At 72.5% G+C, this 23,145-nt stretch carries 7 protein-coding genes; 4 read left to right on the top strand and 3 right to left on the bottom strand.

From position 1 onward, the window contains the following. The 3 genes from VFV67_RS24795 to VFV67_RS24785 all read left to right on the top strand — a co-directional run. Positions 1-1,153: KR domain-containing protein (locus VFV67_RS24795; RefSeq protein WP_326473035.1), on the top strand; the 1,153-nt coding region annotated here is incomplete at its 5' end. A 20-nt stretch (positions 1,154-1,173) separates the two neighbouring features. After that, on the top strand, positions 1,174-9,591 hold the full coding sequence (locus VFV67_RS24790) for an SDR family NAD(P)-dependent oxidoreductase (protein ID WP_326473034.1): 8,418 nt from the start codon (positions 1,174-1,176) through the stop codon (positions 9,589-9,591). A 7-nt stretch (positions 9,592-9,598) separates the two neighbouring features. After that, positions 9,599-18,919, top strand: a complete 9,321-nt coding sequence (locus VFV67_RS24785; RefSeq protein WP_326473033.1) for a type I polyketide synthase — start codon at positions 9,599-9,601, stop codon at positions 18,917-18,919. Between the two features lie 63 nt (positions 18,920-18,982). Here the strand turns inward: VFV67_RS24785 and VFV67_RS24780 are convergent, their stop codons facing one another. The 3 genes from VFV67_RS24780 to VFV67_RS24770 form a co-directional block, all read right to left on the bottom strand. Then, complete coding sequence (locus VFV67_RS24780; protein ID WP_326473032.1) at positions 18,983-20,950, bottom strand: RICIN domain-containing protein; 1,968 nt, start codon at positions 20,948-20,950, stop codon at positions 18,983-18,985. Between the two features lie 26 nt (positions 20,951-20,976). Next, positions 20,977-21,321, bottom strand: coding sequence for a hypothetical protein (locus VFV67_RS24775; protein WP_326473031.1), 345 nt, complete (start codon positions 21,319-21,321; stop codon positions 20,977-20,979). Positions 21,322-21,703: 382 nt separating this feature from the next. Then, positions 21,704-22,732 (bottom strand): aldo/keto reductase, encoded by a 1,029-nt coding sequence (locus tag VFV67_RS24770; RefSeq protein WP_326473030.1) that lies wholly within the window; start codon positions 22,730-22,732, stop codon positions 21,704-21,706. Positions 22,733-22,884: 152 nt separating this feature from the next. On the opposite strand from VFV67_RS24770, the gene VFV67_RS24765 reads away from it, so the two are divergent. Further along, a partial coding sequence (locus VFV67_RS24765) for an ATP-binding cassette domain-containing protein (RefSeq protein WP_326473029.1) occupies positions 22,885-23,145 on the top strand: 261 nt, incomplete at its 3' end.

The raw sequence follows: 23,145 nt of genomic DNA, 5'->3' as shown, positions 1-23,145 counted from the left end.
GCTGACCGCTCTCGGGGCGCGGGTCACGATCGCCGCGTGTGACGCCGCGGACCGTTCCGCGCTTGGGCAACTGCTGGCCGGGTTGCCGGTGGGGTTGACCGGAGTCGTGCACGCCGCCGGTGTGCTCGACGACGCCACGGTCGAGTCGCTGACCACGCGGCAGCTGGACACCGTGTGGGCGCCCAAGGTGGATGCGGCGATCAACCTGCACGAGCTGACCAAGGACATGGAGCTGGCCATGTTCGTGTTGTTCTCCTCCGCCGCCGGAATCATGGGATCCCCCGGGCAGGCCAACTACGCCGCGGCCAACGCCGCCCTGGACGCCCTTGCCCAGCACCGCCGGGCCAACGGCCTACCGGCCACCGCGCTGGCCTGGGGCCTGTGGGCGCAGGCCAGCGGCATGACCGGACACCTCGACGAGGCGAACCTGGCTCGGCTGCGGCGGGCCGGAACCGCACCGCTGTCCGCCGAGGAGGGCATGACCCTGTTCGACACCGCCACCCCGCTGGACCGGGCGCTGGTGGTGCCGATGAAGCTGGACGTCGCGGCGCTGCAGGCCCAGGCCGGCGGCACCGCCGTGCCGCCGATCCTGCGGGACCTGGTGCGCGTCCGGCGCACCGCGGCCACCGTGGCGCAGGTTTCCGAGCTGCGCCAACGACTTGCCGGTTTGCCGGCGACCGAGCGGGACCGCACCCTGCTGGATCTGGTCAACACCAACGTCGCCGCCGTGCTCGGCCACACCGGCACCGAGGCGATCACCCGCAACCGGGCCTTCACCGACCTCGGCTTCGACTCGCTCACCGCGGTCGAGTTGCGCAACCGGGTCAACGCCGCGACCGGACTGCGGCTGCCGCCCACCCTCGTCTTCGACTACCCCACGCCCGGCATCCTCGCCAAGCACCTGGGATCGGAGCTGGTCCAGGACGGCGCCGACGGCGCCGACGCACTGCTCGCCGAGCTCGACCGGGTGGCGACCGCGGTCCTGGAACTGGCCGCGGACGACGAGGTCCGCGGCCGGATCGCGGCCCGGTTGCGGGCCCTGCTCGACGACGCCGTGGCCGCGCCGGCCGATGACGGCGACGTGGTGGCCCGCCTCGAGTCGTCGACCAACGACGAGCTTTTCGACTTCATCGACAAGAACCTCGGGCTGTGAAACGAAATGAGTGGATTCCAGTGGCCGATGTCGACAAGCTGCGCGACTACCTGACCCGGGTGACCGGTGAGCTGCACCGGACCCGCCTTCGGCTTCGCGATGTCGAGGCCCGGGGGTCCGAGCCGATCGCGATCGTGGCCGCGGCCTGCCGGTATCCCGGCGGCATCGGCTCGCCGGAGGACCTGTGGCGGCTGGTGTCCGCAGGCGAGAACGTGCTCTCCGGGCTGCCGGTCGACCGTGGTTGGGACGTCGACAACCTGTTCGACCCGGATCCGGCCGCGCTCGGCAAGTCCTACGTGCGGCACGGCGCGTTCATGCCCGAGGCCGCCCAGTTCGACGCCGAGTTCTTCGGCATCTCGCCGCGCGAGGCGCTGGCGATGGATCCGCAGCAACGGCTGCTGCTCGAGGTCGCCTGGGAGGCCGTCGAGCGGGCCGGCATCGACCCGACCTCGTTGCGCGGCAGCCAGACCGGGGTCTACGTCGGTGTGCTCGGGCAGGGCTACGGCACCGGGCTGACCGAGGGCGCCGGGGAGGTCGAGGGGCTCATCGGCACCGGAACGGCCGGCAGCGTGGCGTCCGGCCGAATCTCCTATGTGCTCGGCCTGGAAGGCCCCGCGGCCACCATCGACACGGCGTGCTCCTCGTCGCTGGTGGCGCTGCACTGGGCGTGTCAGGCGCTGCGGGCCGGCGAGTGCGACCTGGCCCTTGCCGGGGGCGCCACGGTGATCGCCACGCCCGCGGTGTTCGTGGAGTTCTCCCGGCAGCGGGGTCTGGCACCGGACGGGCGGTGCAAGGCGTTCGCCGACTCCGCCGACGGGTTCGGCTGGTCCGAGGGCGCCGGCATGCTGGTGGTGGAGCGGCTGTCCGACGCGCACCGGCTCGGCCACCGGGTGCTGGCCGTGGTGCGGGGCTCGGCGATGAACCAGGACGGCGCGTCGAACGGCCTGACCGCGCCGAACGGCCCGTCGCAGCAGCGGGTGATCCGCGCCGCGCTGGCCAGCGCCGGTCTGGCCACACAGGACATCGATGCCGTGGAGGCGCACGGCACCGGAACGACGCTCGGCGACCCGATCGAGGCGCAGGCGATCCTGGCCACCTACGGGCGAAACCGCCCGGCCGACCGGCCACTGTGGCTGGGTTCGGTCAAATCCAACATCGGCCACGCACAGGCCGCGGCCGGGGTGGCCGGCGTGATCAAGATGGTGCAGGCCCTCCGGCACGGCGTGCTGCCGAGGACCCTGCACGTGGACCGGCCGACCTCCCGGGTGGACTGGGCCGCGGGCGCGGTGGAGCTGCTCACCGACCAACGGGACTGGCCGGAGGCCGACCGGCCGCGCCGGGCCGGGGTGTCCTCGTTCGGCATCAGCGGCACCAACGCCCACGTGATCCTCGAACAGGCCCCGCCGGTGGAGGCTCCCGGCGCCGAGGACGGCGCGGGCCTGCCGGCCTCCGTGCCGTGGGTGATCTCCGGCCGGAGCGAGCGGGCGCTGCGGGCGCAGGCGGCGCGGCTGCGCGAGCAGGTGGCCGCCCGGCCCGAGCTGCGGCCGGCGGACGTCGGGTTCTCGCTGGCCACCACGCGGGCGGCGCACGAGTACCGGGCGATGATCACGGCAGTCGACCGGGCGGGTTGCCTTGCGGCGCTGGACGCGGTGGCCGCCGGGCAACCCGCGCCGAACCTGATCACGGGGGTCGGGTTCGGTCCGCCGAGCGTGGCGGTCGTCTTCCCCGGCGGGGAGATCCCGGAATCCGAGCGGCTGCACCGGATTCCGGCCTTCGCACAGGCCCATGCCGCCGTCCGGGCACAGTTCGACGAGCTGGGGTGCTGGCCGGGCCCGGCCGAGCGGTTCGCCACCGGGGTCGCGGTGTTCCGCCTGCTGGAAGCCTTCGGGGTGAACCCGGACTTCGTGACCGGGGACGGGTTCGGCGAGATCGTCGCCGCACACGTCGCGGGCGTGTGGTCGCTGGCCGACGCCTGCGCGGTGCTCGCCGCCGACGACCCCGGCGCGGCGCTGCGCACGGTGTCCTACCGGGACCCGGTGCTCTCGATCGTGGCGGATGCGACCGGCCGGCTGGTCGGCACCGAGCAGGCGCGCACCCCTGAGTACTGGCTGGACCGGCTGACCGGGACGGACCGCTCGACCGGTCTGGACTGGCTCACCGCCGAGGGCATCGTCACCGTCACCCCCGCCGACCTGGCCGGTGCGCAGCCGGCCGAGGCGCTCGCCGGGCTCTGGGTGCGCGGCGTGCCGGTGTCCTGGGGGACCTACTTCCAGGGCAGCGGCGCGGTCCGGGTCGAGCTGCCGACCTATGCCTTCCAGCACAAGCCGTACTGGCTCGCCGGCAGCGGCGGGTTCGCGCCGTCCTGCGCGGTGGGCCTGCCGCCCGCGGAGCGCACCAATGAGTCCGATGTGGACGGATGGCGGTACCGGGAGACCTGGGTCCCGGTAACCACGCCGTCGCGGGCACCGGTGACCGGCGCCTGGCTGCTGGCGATCCCGGAGCGGCAGGCCGATCATCCCTGGGTGAGCGGCGCCGTCCGGTCCCTGACCGGCCGGGGCGTCGAGGTACGCCAACTCGTGGTGGCTGACGCGGATCGCGCGGTGCTGGCCCGGGCGATCGGCGCCATCCTGGCCGGTGGTCCCGGGCCGGGCGGGGTGCTCTCCCTGCTGGCTCTCGACGAGGCCGCGCACCCGGAGCATCCCGAGCTGCCCTTCGGCCTGGCCGCGACCACGGCTCTGGTGCAGGCGCTCGGCGACGCGGGGGTGCCGGCGCCGCTGTGGTGCGCCACCCGGGGCGCGGTGTCGGTCGGTCCCGGTGACGGGGTCGGCTCGCCGGCCCAGACCGCCGTGTGGGGCTTCGGCCGGGTGGTCGGCCTCGAGCATCCGCAGCGGTGGGGTGGCCTGGTTGACCTTCCCGATGCGGTCCCGGCCGATGGCGACGCCGGACTGTCCGATGTGCTCGGTGGGATGGCGGAGGATCAGGTCGCCATCCGCGCGGCCGGCGTGTTCGGCAGGCGGCTGGTGCACGCCTGTGACGACCCGCACACCGCGCGGTGGGCGCCCCGCGGCACGGTGCTGATCACCGGCGGTACCGGTGGGATCGGTGCCCAGGTCGCCCGGTGGCTGGCCGGCGCGGGCGCCGAGCACCTGGTGCTGACCTCCCGCAGCGGGCCCGGCGCGGCCGGCGTGGCCGAGTTGACCGCGCAGCTGGCCGAGTCCGGCGTGCGGGTGAGCGTGTTCGCCTGCGACGCCGCCGATCGGGACGCGGTGACCGCACTCGTCGGGCAACTCCGCGCGGGCGGCGAGCAGATCCGGGCGGTCCTGCACGCGGCGGGCGCGCTGCAGGTCGGGCCGTTGGCCGAGCTGAGCATGGCCGAACTGGCCGCGGTGCTGGCGGCGAAGGCGGGCGGAGCCGCACACCTCAGCGAGCTGTTCGAGGCCGAGGAGCTGGACGCGTTCGTGCTGTTCTCCTCGATCTCGGCCACCTGGGGCAGCGGTACCCAGGCCGGTTATGCCGCCGCCAACGCCTACCTGGACGGCCTTGCGCACCAGCGCAGGGCGCGCGGCCTGCCGGCCACGTCGGTCGCCTGGGGCCTGTGGGGCGAGATCGGCATGGCCGCAACGGATGAGACCAGCGCGGCGCTGCGCGACCTCGGCCTGCTGCCCATGGCGCCGCCCGCGGGAGTCGCTGCCCTGCGGCGCGCGCTCGACCGCGACGACACCTGCGTGACGGTGGCCGACGTCGCCTGGGACCGGTTCACCCCGCGGTTCACCGCCTTCCGGCCGAGCCCGCTGCTCAGCGCGCTGCCCGAGGTTCGCGTGCTCGCACCGGCCACTTCGGACGACGGGAATGCCGGCGCCGCAACGGTGCTCGCCGCGCGGCTGGCCGAGCTGTCCGCCGCCGAGCAGGAGCAACTGCTGCTCGACCTGGTGCGGGACCGGACCGCGGCGGTGCTCGGACACGACTCGACGGAGGGGATCGAGCCGGGCCGGGCGTTCAAGGACCTCGGTTTCTTCTCGCTCACCGCGGTGGAGCTGCGCAACCGGCTCGCCACCGCCACCGGCCTCGACCTGGCCCCGACCCTGATCTTCGACCACCCCACCCCGCTGATCCTGGCCGAGTACCTGTGGGCCGAGCTGATGGCCGCACCCCGGGAACTCGCCGTCGCCACTCCCGGTGCCGTCGCGGTGACCGACGAGCCGATCGCCGTGGTGGGCATGGGATGCCGGTTCCCCGGCGGCTCGGACGACCCGGACCGCTACTGGCGGGCGCTGCTCGACGGCGTGAACGGGGTGCGCGAGGTGCCGCCGGACCGGTGGGACGCCGCGGCCTACTACGACGAGGACCGCTCGGCCAAGGGCAAGGCCTACACGCAGCACGGCGGGTTCCTCGCCGACATCGCCGGCTGGGACGCGGCGTTCTTCGGGATGTCCCCGCAGGAGGCGTTGCGGCTCGATCCGCAGCACCGGTTGCTGATGGAGCTGATGTGGGAGGCGTTGGAGGACGCCGGAATCGCGGCCGACCGGCTGCGCGGCAGCCGGACCGGCGTGTTCGTCGGGATGGTCGACTCCAGTCAGTACCTGAAGCGGCAGACCGAGGCCGAGGGCGCGGCCCCGATCGACGACCCCTACTTCGGGCTCGGTGGCTCGCCGAGCGCCGCGGCCGGGCGCATCGCCTACCACCTCGATCTGCGCGGGCCCTGCCTCACCGTGGAGACGGCGTGTTCCTCGTCGCTGGTGGCCACCCACCTCGCCGTGCAGAGCCTGCGGCGCGGTGAGTGCGACCTCGCACTGGTCGCCGCCAGCTCCGCGCTCATCCACCCCGACGTGTTCGTGGGCGCCTGCAAGATGGGCATGCTCGCCGGCGACGGGCGGACCAAGTCCTTCGACGCGGCCGCGGACGGGTTCGTGATGGGCGAGGGCTGTGGCGTGGTCGTGCTGCGGCGCGCCTCGGACGTCGGCACTGACACCGGTGCGGGCGGGCGGCGCGCGCATGCGGTGATCCGCGGTTCGGCGATCACCCAGGACGGTCAGAGCAACGGCCTGACCGCGCCCAACCGGGCCGCGCAGCTCGCGGTCATCCGGGCCGCGCTCACCGACAGCGGGCTGCGCCCGGACGACATCGGCTACGTCGAGGCGCACGGATCCGGCACCGAGCTCGGCGACACCATCGAGTTCAGCGCCCTGCGGGAGATCTTCGGGGCACGGCCGGCGCAGCGACCGCTCGTCGTCGGCGCGGTGAAGAGCAACGTCGGCCACCTGCTCGCCGCGGCCGGGATGGCCGGACTGATCAAGGCGGTGCTCGCGGTCAAGCACGGCGAGGTGCCGACCAACCTCCACCTGAGCGAGCCGAACTCGGTGGTGACGCTGGACGGGCCGGTGCGGCCGGCCACGGTTCGCCAGCCGTTCCCGGCCCCGGTCGACGGTGGACCGAACCGGGCCGGGGTCAGCTCGTTCGGCTGGTCCGGCACCAACGCGCACGTGATCGTCGAACGGGCCGAACCGGCGGCACCGCCGGCCGAATCCCGGCCGGGGCAGGCGATCCCGCTGTCCGCGGCGGGTGCCACCGGTCTGCGCGAGTCCGCGCTGCGGCTGGCCGGGCACCTCGAGGCACATCCGGAGCTCGAGCTTGCCGACGTCGCGTACACCATGCAGACCGGTCGCGCCGCGTTGCCGCTGCGCACCACCCTGGTCTGCCGGGACACCGCCGACGCGGTGCGCCGGCTCCGGGCAGTCGACCCGGACACCGCCACCCCCGCACCGGAAACCAGGCAGCACACCGGGTTCCTGTTCCCGGCCGTGGGCGAGGTCGGACCGGACGCGGTCGAGGAGCTGCGCCGCACCGAGCCGGCGTACGCCGATGCGATGGCGCAGTGCGCTGCGGCGGCTGAACAGTTGGGCATCGAGCCGGACCCGGCGTTCGCCGTGGAGTACGCGTTGGTGGCGTTGCTGGGTTCCTGGGGGGTGACCCCCGCGGCGGTGCTCGGCGAGGGGATCGGCGGCGTCGTGGCCGCCTGCGTCGCCGGGGTGTTCAGCCTGCCCGACGCGCTGCGCCTTGCCGGCCTGGATCCGGACCTCGGGGTGGAGCGACTTGCCGAGGAGATCGCCGGGATGTCCCGTGGCACGCCACGCATTCCGGTGATCCTGGCCGACGGCCCGGTGCTCACCGACGGGCAAGCCGCGAGCCCGTACTACTGGGCGGAGCGGCACGGCCGGCTCGGGGCGGTCACCGCGGAAGCCCTGCACCAGCTCGCCCGGCAGGCCGGCGTGCTGGTGGAGGCGGGGCCGGGCCGCGCACTGACCGACCTCGCCGCGCGGCACGTCCCGGATCGTCCCGTGGTGCCGGTGCTTGCGGGCGATGCCGCCCGCCCGGCGTGGCTGGCCGCCATGGGCAGGTTGTGGGAGCTGGGCACCACGGTGGCCTGGGCGGCCGGGCATTCCGACCAGCGCCTGCCGGTGACCCTGCCGACCTATCCCTTCCAGCGCACCAGGTTCTGGCCAGGGCCGGCCATCGAGGCGACGCCGGCCACCGGCGCCGTGTCCTCCGCCAAGCGCGGGATCCGGTGCCACACCCCGACCTGGCGCCGACACGATGCGCTGCCGCCCGCGTCCCCGTCGCGGCCGGCGCAGCTGCTGGTGTTCGCCCCGGCCGGTCAACTCGGAGCGCGGCTGGCCGAGCAGGCCACCGCCGCCGGCCACCGGGTTCGGCTGGTCGAGCCGGGACCCGCATTCGATCCGGCCGAGCCGGAGCACTACCCGCGGTTGCTCGACGAGCTGACCGTGGCGCCGGACGAACCGGTTCGGGTGGTGCATGCCTTCGGCACGGCGAACCGACCGGACCTCGAAGAGGCGCTGGACGAAGGCTTCTACAGCCTGCTGTGGCTGGCCCAGGCACTCGGCCGCAAACTCGGCAACACCGACGTCGAGTTGGTCGCCGCGGTGGCGGACACCTTCGACGTGCTCGGCGGGGACGCGCGCAACCCGGTGCCGGCCACCATCGCCGGCATCTGCCGGTCGATCGCGGCCGAGTATCCGCGGATCCGGGTCCGCTGCGTCGATCTGGAGTCCACGGCACCGGCCGGACAAAGCGCCGGGGCCCTGCTGCGCGAGGTCGAACTGCTCGCCGGCGATCCGGCCGACGTCGCCGCGTGGCGGCGGGGCCGGCGCTGGGTGCGCGGGTTCGAGGAGGCCGAGTTGCCCATGCTCTCGGACACGGCAGGAGATGACACGGTCTGGCGGACCGGTGGCAGTTACGTGATCACCGGCGGCATGGGTGGTCTCGGGTTGATCATGGCCCGCCGGCTCGCCCCGCTGGGCACCCGGCTGGCCCTGGTCGGCCGCACCGAACTGCCCGCAGAACCCCGGTGGGACGAGTGGCTCGCCGGCCACGACCCCGACGACAAGGTCAGCGCCATCCTGCTGGCGATCAGGCAGCTTCGGGCGGCCGGCGCCGAGGTGCTCCCGCTGGCCGCGGACGTCAGCGATCCGGATCAGGTCAAGCGGGTGCTGCACACGGTGCGCGAGGAGTTCGGCGTCGTGCACGGCGTGGTGCACGCCGCCGGCGTACCCGGTGCGGGGCTGCTGGCGAGCAAGACCAGGGCGGACGCGGCGGCCGTGCTCGCGCCCAAGGTCGCCGGCACGCTGGCGATCGCCGAGGCGCTGCGCGACGATCCGCCGGAGCTTTTGGCCCTGTACTCCTCGTCGGCGGCCACCATCGGCGGATTCGGCGAGAGCGACTACTGCGCGGCCAACGCCTTCCTCGACGCGTTCGCCGCCTCGGCCACCGGCCGGGTCGCCGAGCGCGTGGTGTCGGTGGCCTGGGGTGCCTGGCAGTTCGACGCCTGGCAGTCGGTGACCCTGGCCGGAAACCCGGCGCTGGAGCTGGTTCGCCAGTACCGCGCCGAGTTCGGCATCACCGACGACGAGGGCCCCGACACGCTCACCAGGATCGTAGCGGCCGGCGCACCGCAGGTGCTGGTGCTGACCAAGCCGTTGCCCGACGTGGTCGCGGACCTGGCCGCACTGTCCACACCGGACGGTGAGCTCGCACCCCGGACCGCCGACGGGCGCCGGTTCCCCCGGCCGGAGCTGCGCACCCCGTACCTCGCGCCGCGCACCAAGGTCGAGCAGCGGGTCGCCGAGGTGTGGCAGGACTGCCTCGGCATCGAACAGGTCGGCGTGCACGACCCGTTCTTCGAGCTGGGCGGCACGTCCCTGGTGGGGATCACCGTGGTCAACCGCCTGACCAAGGATTTCGGCGTCGAGCTGGCCGCGGCCACGTTGTTCGAACGGCCGACGGTCGGCCAGCTCGCCGAGTTGTTCGCCGGGCCGGACAGCGCCCCGGCGGCCCAGGTGGACGGTAGTGCGGCGCGAGGGGAGCGGCGCCGGGGGGCGCGGGCCGGCGCGGCCGCGATGCGAGCCAGGAAGACCCGAAGGTGAGGGACTGATGACCAGCGAACTCCAACCGTACGACCCGGCCGAGGACGACGGTTCCGGTGACCTGGCCGCGGACATCGCGATCGTCGGGATGGCCGGCCGGTTCCCGGCCAGCCGGGACGTGCGCGAGCTGTGGCACAACCTGCGTACCGGCAAGGACTGCATGACCCGGTTCACCGACGAGGAGCTGCGCGCCTCCGGGGTGCCGGCCGAGCACCTTGCCGATCCCACGTACGTGCGGGTCGGTTCCGTGCTGGACGACGTCGACCTGTTCGACGCCGGCTTCTTCGGTTACGCCGCACGGGAAGCTCAGGTGATGGATCCCCAGCAGCGGCTGTTCCTCGAGTGCTCGTGGCACGCGCTCGAGGACGCCGGGGTGGATCCGGACCGGACCGGCGGGGCGATCGGGGTGTTCGCCGGCTGCCAGCTCAGCACCTACCTGGTGAACAACATCGCGCCGCACCCCGACCTGGTTGAAACCGCCGGGATGGTGTTCGTGGGGCTGGGCAACGACAAGGACTCGCTGGCGACCAGGGTGGCGCACGCCTTCGACCTGACCGGTCCGGCCTACGGCGTGCAGAGCTACTGCTCGACCTCGCTGGTCGCCGTGGCCGCCGCGTGCACCAGCCTGGTGACCGGTGAGTCCGACCTGGCTCTGGCCGGCGGCGCGGCGATCACCGTGCCGCAGCGGGTGGGTTACCACTACGCCGAGGCCGGCATGGCCTCGCCGGACGGCCGGTGCCGGGCGTTCGACGCGGAAGGCAAGGGCACCCCGCTCGGCAACGGCGTCGGCGTCGTGGTGCTGCGCCGGCTTTCGGACGCGCTGGCCGACGGCGACCGGGTGTACGCGGTCATCCGCGGTTGGGCGGTGAACAACGACGGGTCGAACAAGGTCGGCTTCACCGCACCCGGCGTGCGTGGTCAGGCCGGCGTGGTGGCCGAGGCGCTGGCCGCGGCCGGGCTGTCCCCGGCCGACATCGACTACGTGGAGGCGCACGGCACCGGCACCCCGCTCGGCGACGCCGCCGAGATCGCCGCGCTCCAGCAGGTGTTCGACGTGGCCGAGGTGACCCGCTGCCGGGTGGGTTCGGCCAAGACGAACCTCGGTCACCTCGACCGGGCGGCCGGCGTGACCGGCCTGATCAAGGCGGCACTTGCCCTGCACCACCAGGAGATCCCGCCGACGATCAACTTCGCGACGCCGAACCCGCAGCTCGCCCGCAGCGCCGGCCGCCTTGAGGTGGTGACCGCGCTGCGCCCATGGCCGAGGAGTGAGCGGATCCGCCGGGCCGGCGTGAGCGCGTTCGGCATGGGCGGAACCAACGCGCACGTGGTGCTCGAGGAGCCGGAGCCGGTCGACCGCGAGTCCCGGCCGCCCGCGCGACCGCACCAGGTTCTGGTGTGGTCGGCGCGCACCGCGGCGGCGGCCACCGCGGCCACCGAACGGCTCGCCGCCGCGATGTCCTCCGACGAGCCGGAGGTCGATCTCGCCGATGTCGCCTACACGTTGCAGGTCGGCCGCAAGGTGTTCCACGAGCGCCGGGCCGCCGTCGTGGCCGACGGCGCCGACGCGGCGAACGCACTGGGATCCGAGGCCGCGCACCGGGTGCTGGCCCGAGCCGACGCGAGCACCGGGCGCGGCGTCGGGTTCCTGCTGGCCGGGGTCGGCGAGCACTACAAGGGAATGATCGGCGGGCTGTACCGCACCGAGCCGGTCTTCCGCGCGGCCATCGACGAGTGCGCGGCGATCTTCCGGGCCGAGCTGGGCAGCGACCCGCTGGCCGAGCTGACCGCCGATGAGAAGACCGGTGCGGGTGGCGACCTGGCCCGGCTGCTCGGCCGCGCCGGCGCACCGGAGGACGACACGTCGTCCGCGACCGAGGTGGTTCAGCCTGCGGTGTTCGCGGTCGACTACGCGCTGGGCAAGCTGCTGATGGCCTGGGGAGTGCGGCCGAGCGTGCTGGCCGGCTACAGCGTCGGCGAGTTCGCCGCCGCCGCGCTCGCCGAGGCCCTGACCCTGGACGAGGCGGCCCGGCTGGTGGCGGTTCGGGCCCGGCTGATCTCCCGGCTGCCGGCCGGGGCGATGGCCGCCGTACCACTGTCCACAATGGATCTTGGCCGGCTGGTCGGGTCGGATCACGGGTTGGACGTGGCCGCGGTGAACGGCGCGCAGATGATCGTGCTGTCCGGCCCGGCCGCCGCGGTGGCCGAGCTGTCCGACCGCCTTGCCGGGCACGACGTTCCGTGCCGGCTGCTGCGCACCTCGCACGCCTTCCACTCCCGCATGCTCCGCCCGGTGGCCGAGGAGCTGACCGCGTGGGCCCGGGCGAACCTGAACCCCACCACACCAAGCATTCCCTACCTGTCCAACGTGACCGGTGCGCCGATCACCGAGCGGCAGCTGCGGGACCCCGGCTACTGGGCCGAGCACATGTGCAAAACGGTGCGGTTCGCCGACATGCTCGCCACCCTGCTGGCCGAGGGCGAGCCGGCGCTGGTGGAGATCGGTCCCGGCCAGTCGCTCGGCGCGCTGGCCCGCAACCACCCGGACTGCCCGCCCAACCGGTGGCCGCTGCTGGTCCCGACGCTGCCGGCCGAAGCGGATCCACGGGCGGACACCGAGGTGCTCGCCGAGGCGCTGGGCAAGCTGTGGCTGTCCGGTGTGGACATCGACTGGCCCGCCTACCACGAGGGCCGGGCGCCGCAGAAGGTGTCGGTCCCGGCGTACCCGTTCGAGCACCAGCGTTACTGGATCGACCCGCCCGGGCACCAGGTGCCCGTGCCGAGTGCGGTCGCCCGGGCAGCGGAACCGGTCGAGACGCCGGCCACCGCCGAGCGGTTCTTCGGTCCGGTGTGGACACCGACCCCGCTCGGCCCGCCGGCCGGCACGGCACCGGCCGGCCCGGTGTGGATCCTCGCCGACGAGCGCGGTGTCGGGACCGCCCTGGCCACCCGGCTCGCCGCCGACGGCCGGGAGTGCGTGCTGATCCGGCCGGACCAGGCCGACGACTACGAGCGGCTGCTCACCGAGGCCGGCGCACCCGCTGAGGTCGTGCACCTGTTCGGGCTGAACGACGGGGACCCGCGGCAACTCGGCTTCGACAGCGTGTGCAGGCTCACCGCCGTGCTGGGCACCGAGGTGGCCGACCCGATCCGGATCACCGTGGTGACCGAGTCGGCGCGCGCCGTGCTCGACACCGACGTGCCGGACCCGCACCGGGCCACCGTGTACGGCGCGTGCATCGTGGCCAACCAGGAGTTCGCCGGGCTGCTGGTCCGCTCGATCGACGTATCCGGCTCCGCCACGGAGACGGTAGCGGCCGACCTGCACGCCGACATCCGGGTGGCCGACCAGGCCGGCGCGGTGGCCCTGCGCGACGGTGTCCGCTACGTGCTCGACTACCAACCCCAGGCCACACCGGACATCGAGTCGGTCGCCATCCGACCGGACGGGGTGTACCTGATCACCGGCGGGCTCGGTCCGGTCGGCCGGCTGATGGCCGGGCACATCGGCGCCGCAGGCGACAACACCGTGGTCCTCGCCGGACGCAGCGGCTTGCCGCCGGAGGCCGAGTGGGACCGGCGGCTCGCGGCGGACGATCCGGACGCCGAGCGCATCCGCGCCGTGCAACTGTTGCGGGCCAACGGGATCCGGGTCGAGGTGGCGGCCGCGGACGTGACCGACGAGGCGTCCCTGCGGCGCATGGTGGACGACCTGCTCGACCGGTACGGCCGGTTGGACGGCGTGGTGCACCTGGCCGCCAACACGGCCCCGGAGACCTTCGGGCCGATCTCCGAGATCGGCGCCGACGCCGTCGACGCACATCTGGCCGGCGGCAAGGTCGACGGAACCGTGGCGCTGGAGAACGTGCTGCGCGACAAGCCGGTCGAGTTCGTGGTGCTGTTCTCCTCGATGTCGGCGGTGCTCGGCGGGATCGGGTTCGCCCCCTACGTCGCCGCGAACACCTTCCTGGACACCGTGCCCTACCGGCACTCCGACGACGCGACGCGCTGGGTGGCGATCAACTGGGACACCTGGGCGGCCACCGCGGCCATGATCGACGAGGGCGGCATCGGCGACCTCGGCGCCACCATGGTCGAGTACTCGATGTCCGAGCGGGCTGCCCTCGAGGCGTTCGACCACGTGCTCGCGCATCCGTTGCCGCGCACCGTGGTCAGCGCCGGCGACCTGCCCGAGCGGTCCCGGCAGTGGCTGGTCAAGGACCTCAGCGCGGTGCCGGGCGGCGCGCCGGGCGTCCGGCTGCCCCGGCCCGACCTCGCGCAGGAGTACGTGCCGCCGTCCGGCGCGCTGCAGCGCACCCTGGCCGGCGTGTGGGAGGAGATGCTCGGCATCGACCGGGTCGGCGCGCGGGACAACTTCTTCGACCTCGGTGGCACCTCGCTGATGGGCCTGCAACTGGTCAAGCGGATGCAGAAGGCCACCGGCGTCGCGGTGACCGCGGTGAACCTGTTCGAGGCGCCGACCGTGCACGCGATGGCCGCGCTCATCGAACGCAAGGGCGGCATGGCCGCGGCCGAACCGGCGCCGGAGAAGCGGGAAAAGACGAAGGCACCGGCGGTGGTGGCCGAGCGGCCCGCACCGGCGTCCGAGCACGCGGACAAGATCGCGATAATCGGGATGGCCGGCCGGTTCCCCGGCGCCCGCGACCTCGGACAGTTCTGGCACAACCTCCGCACCGGCGTGGAGTCGGTGACCACGTTCTCCGCTGAGGAGCTGCTGGCCGCCGGTGTCCCCGCGGAGGCCGTGCACGCCCCGAACTACGTGCCCAAGCGTCCCGTGCTGGACGACGTGCGCGGGTTCGACGCGGCGTTCTTCGGGTACAGCCCGAGGGAGGCGGAGATCACCGACCCGCAGCACCGGGCCTTCCTGGAATGCTGCTGGGAGGCGCTGGAGGACGGTGGCTACGGATCGGGTGACGGCCGGGGCCGGGTGGGCGTGTTCGGCGGCACCAACATCAGCACCTATCTGCTGCGCATCCTGATGGCGTCGAGCACCATGGACGTCGGTGAGGTGGACGCCTACCAGTTCGTCATCGGCAACGACAAGGACTCGCTGGCCACCACCGTGTCCTACAAGCTCGGCCTGTCCGGCCCCAGCCTGACCATCCAAACCTTCTGCTCCACGGCGCTGGTCGCCGTGCACCTGGCCTGCCAGAGCCTGCGCCACGCCGAGTGCGAGCTGGCGCTGGCCGGCGGGGTCTCCATCCACACCCCGGACCGGGTGGGACACCTTTACGTGCCGGGAGGGATGGAGTCCGCGGACGGGCACGTGCGAACCTTCGACGCCGACGCCGGCGGAACCATGTTCGGCGACGGCGCGGGTGTCGTGCTGCTCAAGCGGCTGGCCGACGCGGTGGCCGACGGGGACACCGTGCACGCGGTGATCCGCGGTTCGGCGATCAACAACGACGGCTCGCTGAAGGTCGGCTACACCGCGCCGAGCGTGATCGGCCAGGCCGCCGTGGTGGCCGACGCGATGGCCAACGCCGGGGTCACCGCCGAGGACATCGGTTACGTCGAGGCGCACGGCACGGCGACCCCGCTCGGTGACCCGATCGAGGTGGCCGCGCTCACCAGGGCGTTCGGCGAGACCGAGCACAAGCAGTACTGCCCGATCGGCTCGGTGAAGACCAACATCGGACACCTCGGTGCCGCCGCCGGGATCAGCGGCCTGATCAAGACGACGCTTGCGCTGCGGCACAAGCAGATCCCGCCGAGCCTGAACTTCCGCCGGCCCAGCCCGGAGATCGACTTCGAGGACAGCCCGTTCTACGTCAACACCGAGCTGTCCACCTGGGAAACCCCGGCCGGCCGGCCGCGGATCGCCGGGCTCAACTCGCTGGGCATGGGCGGCACCAACGTGCACGTGGTCCTTGAGGAGGCACCGCCGGCCGCGAAGCCCGCGGCGCCGCCGAACGGATCGGACCGACGCTACGAGCTGATCGCGGTGTCCGGACGCAACTCCGCCGCGGCCGACCAGGCGGTCAACCGGCTGGTCGACCACCTGGCCCGGCGGACCGACGTCCCGTTGCGGGACGTGGCCAACACGCTGCAGCTGGGCCGGGAGACCTTCGAGCACCGCAGGACCTGGGTCACCGACTCGATGGCGGAGATCGTCACCCATGCCGGCGCCGCCGGCCGTGCGCTGCCGCCCGGTGTGCTGGCCCGCGCCGAACCGTACCGGGACCGGCCGGTGAACTTCCTGTTCGCCGGGGTCGGCGAGCACTATCCGGGCATGGTGGTCGAGCTGTACCGGCGGGAGCCCGAACTTCGCTCCATTGTGGACGAATGCGTCGAGGTCATGCGGGACACGCTCGCGGTCGACCTGCTGCCGCTGCTCACCGCGGACCGCAGCTCGGCGGTCAGCGAGGACGCCGCGCTGCTCGCCATGCTCGGCCGGACCCCCGCGGCCACCGATCCGAACCGGGAGACGTTGCGCCGCACCGAGATCGCTCAGCCGGCGGTGTTCGTCGCCGAGTACGCCGTTGCGCGGTTGCTGATGAGCTGGGGAGTGCGCCCGGCGATGATGCTCGGCTACAGCCTCGGCGAGTACGTGGCCGCGTGCCTGGCCGGCGTTCTCCCGCTCACCGACGCGCTGCGCCTGGTCGCCTTCCGGGCCGGACTGATCGCCAAGCAGCCGGCCGGTTCGATGCTGGCCGTGCCGCGGTCGCCGGCGTGGCTGTCCGAGCGGTTCGGCGATCTCGGCGAACTGGGCATCGACGTCGCGGCCGTGAACGGTCCGGAGATCACCGTGATCGGTGGCGAGCCGGAGCGGGTGGCGGACTTCGCCGCCCGGCTGCGGACCGACGACGTGCCGAGCACCACGCTGCTGACCACGCATGCGTTCCACACCAGGATGCTCGATCCGGTCGCCGACGAGCTGACCGCCTGGGTCACCGCCAACGTGCGACCGGAAGCACCGAAGTTGCCCTATATCTCCAACGTGACCGGTGAGCTGGCCGATGAGGCACTGGTGACCGACCCGCGGTACTGGGCCCGGCACATGTGCTCGCCGGTGCGGTTCGCCGACGGGTTGGCCCGGCTGCTCGCCGATCCCGACCCGGCACTGCTGGAGATCGGTCCCGGCCAGTCGCTCGGGGCGATGACCAGGGTGCACCCGGACTGTGCGCGGGAGCGCTGGCCGCTGGTGTCGGCGACGCTGCCGGCCGCGGCCGATCCGCGACCGGACGACCGGGTGCTGACCGATGCGCTCGCCCAACTGTGGCTGGCCGGGGTGGACATCGACTGGTCGGCCTACCAGGGCGGCCGGCAGGCCGGCCGGGTGCCGCTGCCCGCGTATCCGTTCCAGCGGCAGGAGTTCTGGTTGGCTCCCGCCTCGGCACCGGCCGGCCCGGCCGGGCCGGCCGCCCCCGCCTCCGCCGCTTCGGCCCTGACCGAACTCCCGCTGCTGCCGGAGGAAAGCTGGGTGCACGCGCCGGTCTGGCGACAGACCGCGCCGCGCACCGGCGCCGCGCCGGCCGCGCGCTGGCTGGTGTTCACCGACGACGGGCCGGCCGACGCGCTGTGCGAACGCCTTTCCGACCGGCTGGTCGCCGTTGGTGGCTCGGTGGTCCGGGTCCGCCCGGGCGACGGCTTCGCCGCCACCGGTGCCGGGTTCGTGGTGCGGCCCGGGGAGAGCGCGGACCTGCGCGCGCTGCTGCGTGCGCTCCGCGACGGTGCCGGACTGCCCGAGCGGGTGGTGCACCTGTGGACGCTGGGGGACGCCGGCTCGGTGTCCGATGCCATCACCGCCGGGCCGCACAGCCTGATCGCCTTCGCCCAGGCGGCCAGCGATGTCGGGGCGGAGGGCTGGACGCTGGACATCGTCACCGCCGGTTCGCAACGGGTGACCGGAGCCGAACGGATCCGGCCCGCCACCGCCCCGGTCCTCGGACCGGCCCGGCTGATTCCGGTGGAGTATCCGGGAGTGCACTGCCGGCTGACCGATCTCGACCCGGCCGAGCTGGCCGACCCGGAGCGGCTGGCCGCCCCGCTGGCGGCCGAACTGGCCGACGGCGATCGGGACACCCTGGTGGCACTGCGGGGTGGCCGGCGCTGGCTACTCGACTACGAGTCGGTGCCGGCCGCGGATGACCCAGAACCGTTGCAGGACAAGGGTGTCTACCTGATCACCGGTGGCCTTGGCGGCATCGGCCTGGCCTTGGCCGAGCAACTCGCCCGCGCCTGTCAGGCCCGCCTGGTGCTGTTCGGCCGCACCGGCCTGCCACCGCGGGAGACCTGGGATGCCGTGCTGGACGACGAGCGGACCGGTCCCGAGGTTCGGCGGCGCCTGACCGGCGTGCGGTTGCTGGAGGAGTTGGGCTCCGAGGTCCTGGTCGTCACCGGCGACGTGAGCGCGACGGCCGATACCGCGGCCGCCGTCCACGCCGCGACCGAGCGGTTCGGGGCACTGCACGGTGTGCTGCACGCCGCCGGCGTGCCCGGCGTCGGCCTGATGCAGTTCAAGACCAGGGCCGAGGTGGACAAGACGCTCGCGCCGAAGATCGCCGGCACCCTCGCCCTCGACGAGGCCCTGCGCGGCCACCGGCTGGACTTCCTGGTGCTGTTCTCGTCGATCACCTCGGCGACCGGCGGCGGCCCCGGCCAGGTGGACTACTGCGCGGCCAACGCGTTCCTCGACGCGTTCGCCCATGCCAGCGCCCAGCGTCCGGACGGCCAGCGGACCGTCGCGGTCAACTGGGGTGAGTGGGAGTGGAACGGCTGGGAGGCGGGCCTTTCCGGCTACAGCCCGGAAGTGGCTCAGTTCTTCCGCGACTACCGGGCCAGGTTCGGCATCGGCTTCGAGGCGGGCTGGCGGTCGCTGCGCCGGGCGCTGGCCACCGGCCAACCCCAGCTAGCCGTGACCACCCAGGACTTCTCCGGTTTGGTCCGGGCTGGTGCGCACGTCACGATCCAGGACGTGGCAACGGCTCCGACCGGCACCGCGTCGCCAGGTGCCCGGCACGCCCGGCCAGACCTGAGCGTCGCGTTCGTCCCGCCGGCCGGCGACGTCGAAACCGCGATCGCCGAGGTGTGGGCGGAACTGCTCGGCCTCGACCGGGTCGGCACCGAAGACAACTTCTTCGAACTGGGCGGCAACTCGCTGGTCGGCGTGGAGATCATGGTTCGGATCCGGCGCCGCCTCGGCATCGACGAACTGGCCCCGCACGTCCTCTACGAAGCCCCCACCGTCGGCGCCCTGGCCCGCCTGCTCGCCCCCACCGACAGTCAACCTGCCCCAGCCGCCGATCACCAGGACCGCACCCAGGCCCGCCGGGCCAACCTGGCCCGCCGCAAGCGCACCACCTAGTTGACGGAAGCGAAAGCCGGCTTCGCCTGCGGCGCCCGGCGAAGCCGGCTCCGGCCAAGATTTCTATAGTCTCCAGCGCTGGTTGTCCCCGCCGTTCCAGGGCCACTGGCCGACATCGACCCGGCTGGCGGTCGAACTATTGGGCACATCGAGCGCCTGGCCGCTGTGTTTGGCCACGATGCGGTAGTAGCCGTTCTCGACCGGTTCGGGGCGGAACAGTTGGTGGTTGCCGCCGGTCCAGTTGCCCTGGACGAGTTTGGCGCCGTTGCTGGTCGAGGCGCCGGATATTTCCAGGACCTTGGTGCTGTGTTGGGCGACGATCCGGTACCAGCCGTCGCCGATCGGGTCGAGCCGGAACTGCTGGTTGTTCCCGCCGTTGTAGTCATCTTGAGCGACCGAGATGTCGCTGGCGGTCGAGGCCGCCGGTACGTCGAGGACCTTCCCGCTGTGCTTTGCCCGGATCGGTCCCCAGATCCATCGCCAGCGCTGGTTCTCCGGGGCACCCCAGGTCCACTGTTGGAGGTTGGCGCCGTCGGCGGTCGAGGCCGCGGTCACGTCAAGTGCCTTGCCGCTGTGCTTGGCCAGGATTCGGTAGTAGCCGTCGCCCAGTGCCTCGGGCCGGAACAACTGGCTGTCGCCACCGTTCCAGGGCTGCTGGACGATCTTGGCGCCGTCGGCGGTCGAGGCGTCCGCGACGGTGAGGACATTCCCGCTGCTGAGCGAGACGAGGCGGTAGTAGCCGCCGCCGACCGGATCGGCCCGGAACTGCTGGTTGACTCCGCCGTTCCAGGTCGACTGGACGGCCTGGGCACCGGCCGCGGTCGAGCCGCCGGAGAAGTCGGCCACCTTGCCGCTGAACTTGGCCATCAGGGGGACCGGCCCGAACCCGAGGTGCGCGGGGGTCCAGGAACACATCGCCCAGTCGTTCGCCCGCATCAGGCAGGAGGTGCCGCCGCCCGGTGCGCAGCTTTCGCAGTTGGTGTTCGGCTTGCCGTAGAAACCCCACGAACCGGCGCAGTTGCAGCCACTGGATGCGTATTCGTCGGGTGCTCCGAAGATGTGGCCGGTCTCGTGCGCGAAGACGCGGTCCATGTTCTCGATGGTCCAGCCGTCGACGCCGTTGTCCATCACGAGCCGGGGGCCACCGATACTGGCGTACGCGAAATGCCCGATGGGGTACTTGGTGAAGAAGGCACAGTAGGCCCACTCGGTGCCCAGCCGGTTGCGCAGGCCCTGAACGTAGGCGGTGACGCCCGCGAAGTCGGCGCTGAAGCCCAGCGCGGCCATCACGGGGTTGCGCCAGCGGTCTTCCTTCTCGGCGAAGGTAAGGCTGTCCGGTCCCTTGGTCGTCGTGATCGACACCACCCGGATCTCGTAGGACCAGCTCACGCTGCCCCCGGGTTCCATCGTCGCGAGCCAGCCGAGGCCGTTCTGCACCTCGGCCACCACCTTGGTGCGTTCGGCGTCGGTGAACTGGAGGTCGGCCGTCGGTCCCTGGACGATGATGAGGCCGACGGCGGTGACCCCGGTCATTCGGGCACTGGTGGGTAGCGCCGCGGCCGGAGCCAGACTCTGGGTCCCCGTCGTCGTGCCTTGGGTGGGAAGGGCGGTCGCGGTGCCCGACAGCGCATCCGGCGGCGCCGCACCCGCTGTCCCGGACGGCGCGTCGGGTGGCATCGCATCGGCCGTGCCCCAGCCTTTGCCGGCCAACGGGCGGTGGGCCTTCGCGCGTAGGAACCCAGGCGTTTCCCGCAGCCGCAAGGCTTGCAGTCCCAGTCGGCCGGTGTCGTCCAGGTCAGCCAAGTCGTCCGGATCCGGCGCATTGCGTGCGGCGGCCGCTACCGCGCCGTGGAGGTCGGATACCTGAAGACGAGTACCCTCGGTAAGTTGTCCAATCAGTACTTGCGGTCCAAAGCGATGTAATACTCGTCCGCCCGTGTCGTTAATGCGCTCGGTGAGCGAATCGGCGATTCCGGAATCGGCCCGTGGGTGCACCACGACGCTCTCGGCTAACGGAAGGTCTCCCGCCATTTGTCTGCCTTATCTGTGGATAAAGATTACGTTGAGTCGGCTGGCGGATCAGGTGGGACAAAACCGGGCGCGTCCCATGGCAGGCGATCACCCGCGCGCTTCTTCTCCGGCGCGGTCCGCTTGAGCAACCAGCCCTGCAAGAAAAGCTGCTCACTTTCAGTCAGCTCATCGAGGACTTCTTCCGGTACGGAATCCTCCACAATGAACCGGACGCCCGGATCCCGCTGCAGTTCCTCGAGATCGTCAACCTCGGCCACGACCATGCTGGGCGGAAATACGCTGATGATCCGGAAGCCCTCGGACGCTCGATCCGAAAACTCCTGTGCCGCTATCCCGCCGCTCAAGAGCAGCAGCACCTCCCGAGTAGCCATGGCTACTAACTCCTCCCCGGAGGATGCTTCATTGATCCAACCGTCACAGCAACGGTGTAGTTGCCAATCCAGGCGTCCTGGGAATCATCTCGCACGCACCCAACAGATCGCCAGGGGCCAAAGGGCCCCTATCGAGCGGCCGCAAGGGTTATCTCGCGGCGTGGCTGGCACCTTTTTGTCAATTCCAGAGTCTGCCCCGGTATCCGCAATCGCCCAAAAGATTGGGCTTTCCCCGCGTGCTCGGCGCCTTTCGATCTTCGTCTGATCAACCGAAGGAATCTTCGGGGCAGCGCGCCGAAGAAAGAGGCCGATCGTGGTGATCGGGAGCTGGCCGTATGTCCACTTCGGAACGTGGTCCGATCGGCCGGCAGGCAAGGTCCGGTCAGGTCGGCGTGGTCGGCCGGTGGCGCCGCAGTGTCGGAACGTCGGGCAGGCCGATCTGGTCACGCAGCATCCGGTGGGGTGAGACGTCGGGCGGCGGCGCGGGTTCGCTCAGCCGAGCGCGCTCGGCATCCTCGAGGTCGAGGTCGGTGGCGCCGAGCAAGTCCTCGAGTTGGGCGGGGGTGCGGGGACCGATGATCGGCGCGGTGACGCCCGGGACGCCGAGCAGCCAGGCCAGGGCGACCTGGGCGACGGGGCGGCCATGACGCTCGGCGATCTCGGTGGCGGCGTCGACCACCCGGAAGTTGCGCTCGGTGGCCCGCCGATCCGCGGCCTCCTCCAGGTCGCCGGGCGCGGTGCTGACCCGGCCGTCGGCCGGCATCCGGTCCCGGCGGTAGCGGCCGGTGAGGAAGCCCGCGCCGAGCGGGCCCCAGGGCAGCACGCCCAGCCCGGCGGCCCGGCACAACGGCAGCAGCTCCAGCTCTGCGGTGCGCTCGACCAGCGAGTATTGCGGCTGCAGGCTGACGAACGGCGCCCAGCCCTCCCGGTCCTGGGTCGCCACCGCCCAGGCCAGCAGCCAGGCCGGGAAGTTGGACGCACCCAGCGCCCGGACCTTGCCGGCCCGCACCAGGCCGTCGAGCGCGGCGAGGGTGTCCTCCAGCGGTACCGCCGGGTCCGGTGCGTGCACCTGGTAGAGGTCGATCGTGTCCACCCCGAGCCGGCGCAGACTCGCCTCGCAGGCCGCCCGGATCCGCTCGGGCGAGAGCCCCTCGCCACCCGGGTCGGACACGCCGAACCGCACCTTGGTCGCGAGCACCACCCGGTCCCGGTGCCGCGCCAGCCACGGCGCAAGCGTGCGTTCCGAGGCGCCGTCCCCGTAGACGTCCGCGGTATCGACGAAGTTGCCACCCGAATCCACGAACCGATCCACCATGGCGCGCGCCTGGTCGGCCGGAGTCGCCCCGCCCATGAGCATCGCGCCCAGACACAACCGACTCACCTCGAACGGTCCCAGCGTCGTCCTTCGCATACCCCCAGTCTCGAAGCTGGACCGCGCTCGAGGTCAACAGCATTTTCCACCGTCGGGTCGGCGCATGGGCTTTGACCTGCGGCAACGCGGTGTCAGTGGTGGTGTCAGGGGTGTGTCAGGGGTGTGGCGGCTGGGGTCGGGATGGTGGTGCCATGACGAGTTCAGCGATTTCGGTTTCCGGTTTGCGGAAGAGGTTCGGGGACAAGGTCGTGCTGGATGGCATTGATCTGGATGTCCCGGTGGGCAGCATTTTCTCGCTGTTGGGTCCCAATGGGGCGGGTAAGACCACCACGGTGAACATTGTGACCACGTTGACCGGCGCCGACAGTGGCACGGTGAGGGTGGCCGGGCATGATGTGGTGGCCGAGGCCAAGGCGGTGCGGTCGGTGATCGGGGTGACCGGTCAGTTCGCC

This window comes from Actinophytocola sp. (genome assembly GCF_035762905.1).
In the GTDB taxonomy this organism is placed as follows: Bacteria; Actinomycetota; Actinomycetes; order Mycobacteriales; family Pseudonocardiaceae; genus DASYTH01.
The sequence above is the reverse complement of the archived record's forward strand: the minus strand, read 5'-3'. Positions and strand labels throughout refer to the sequence as shown.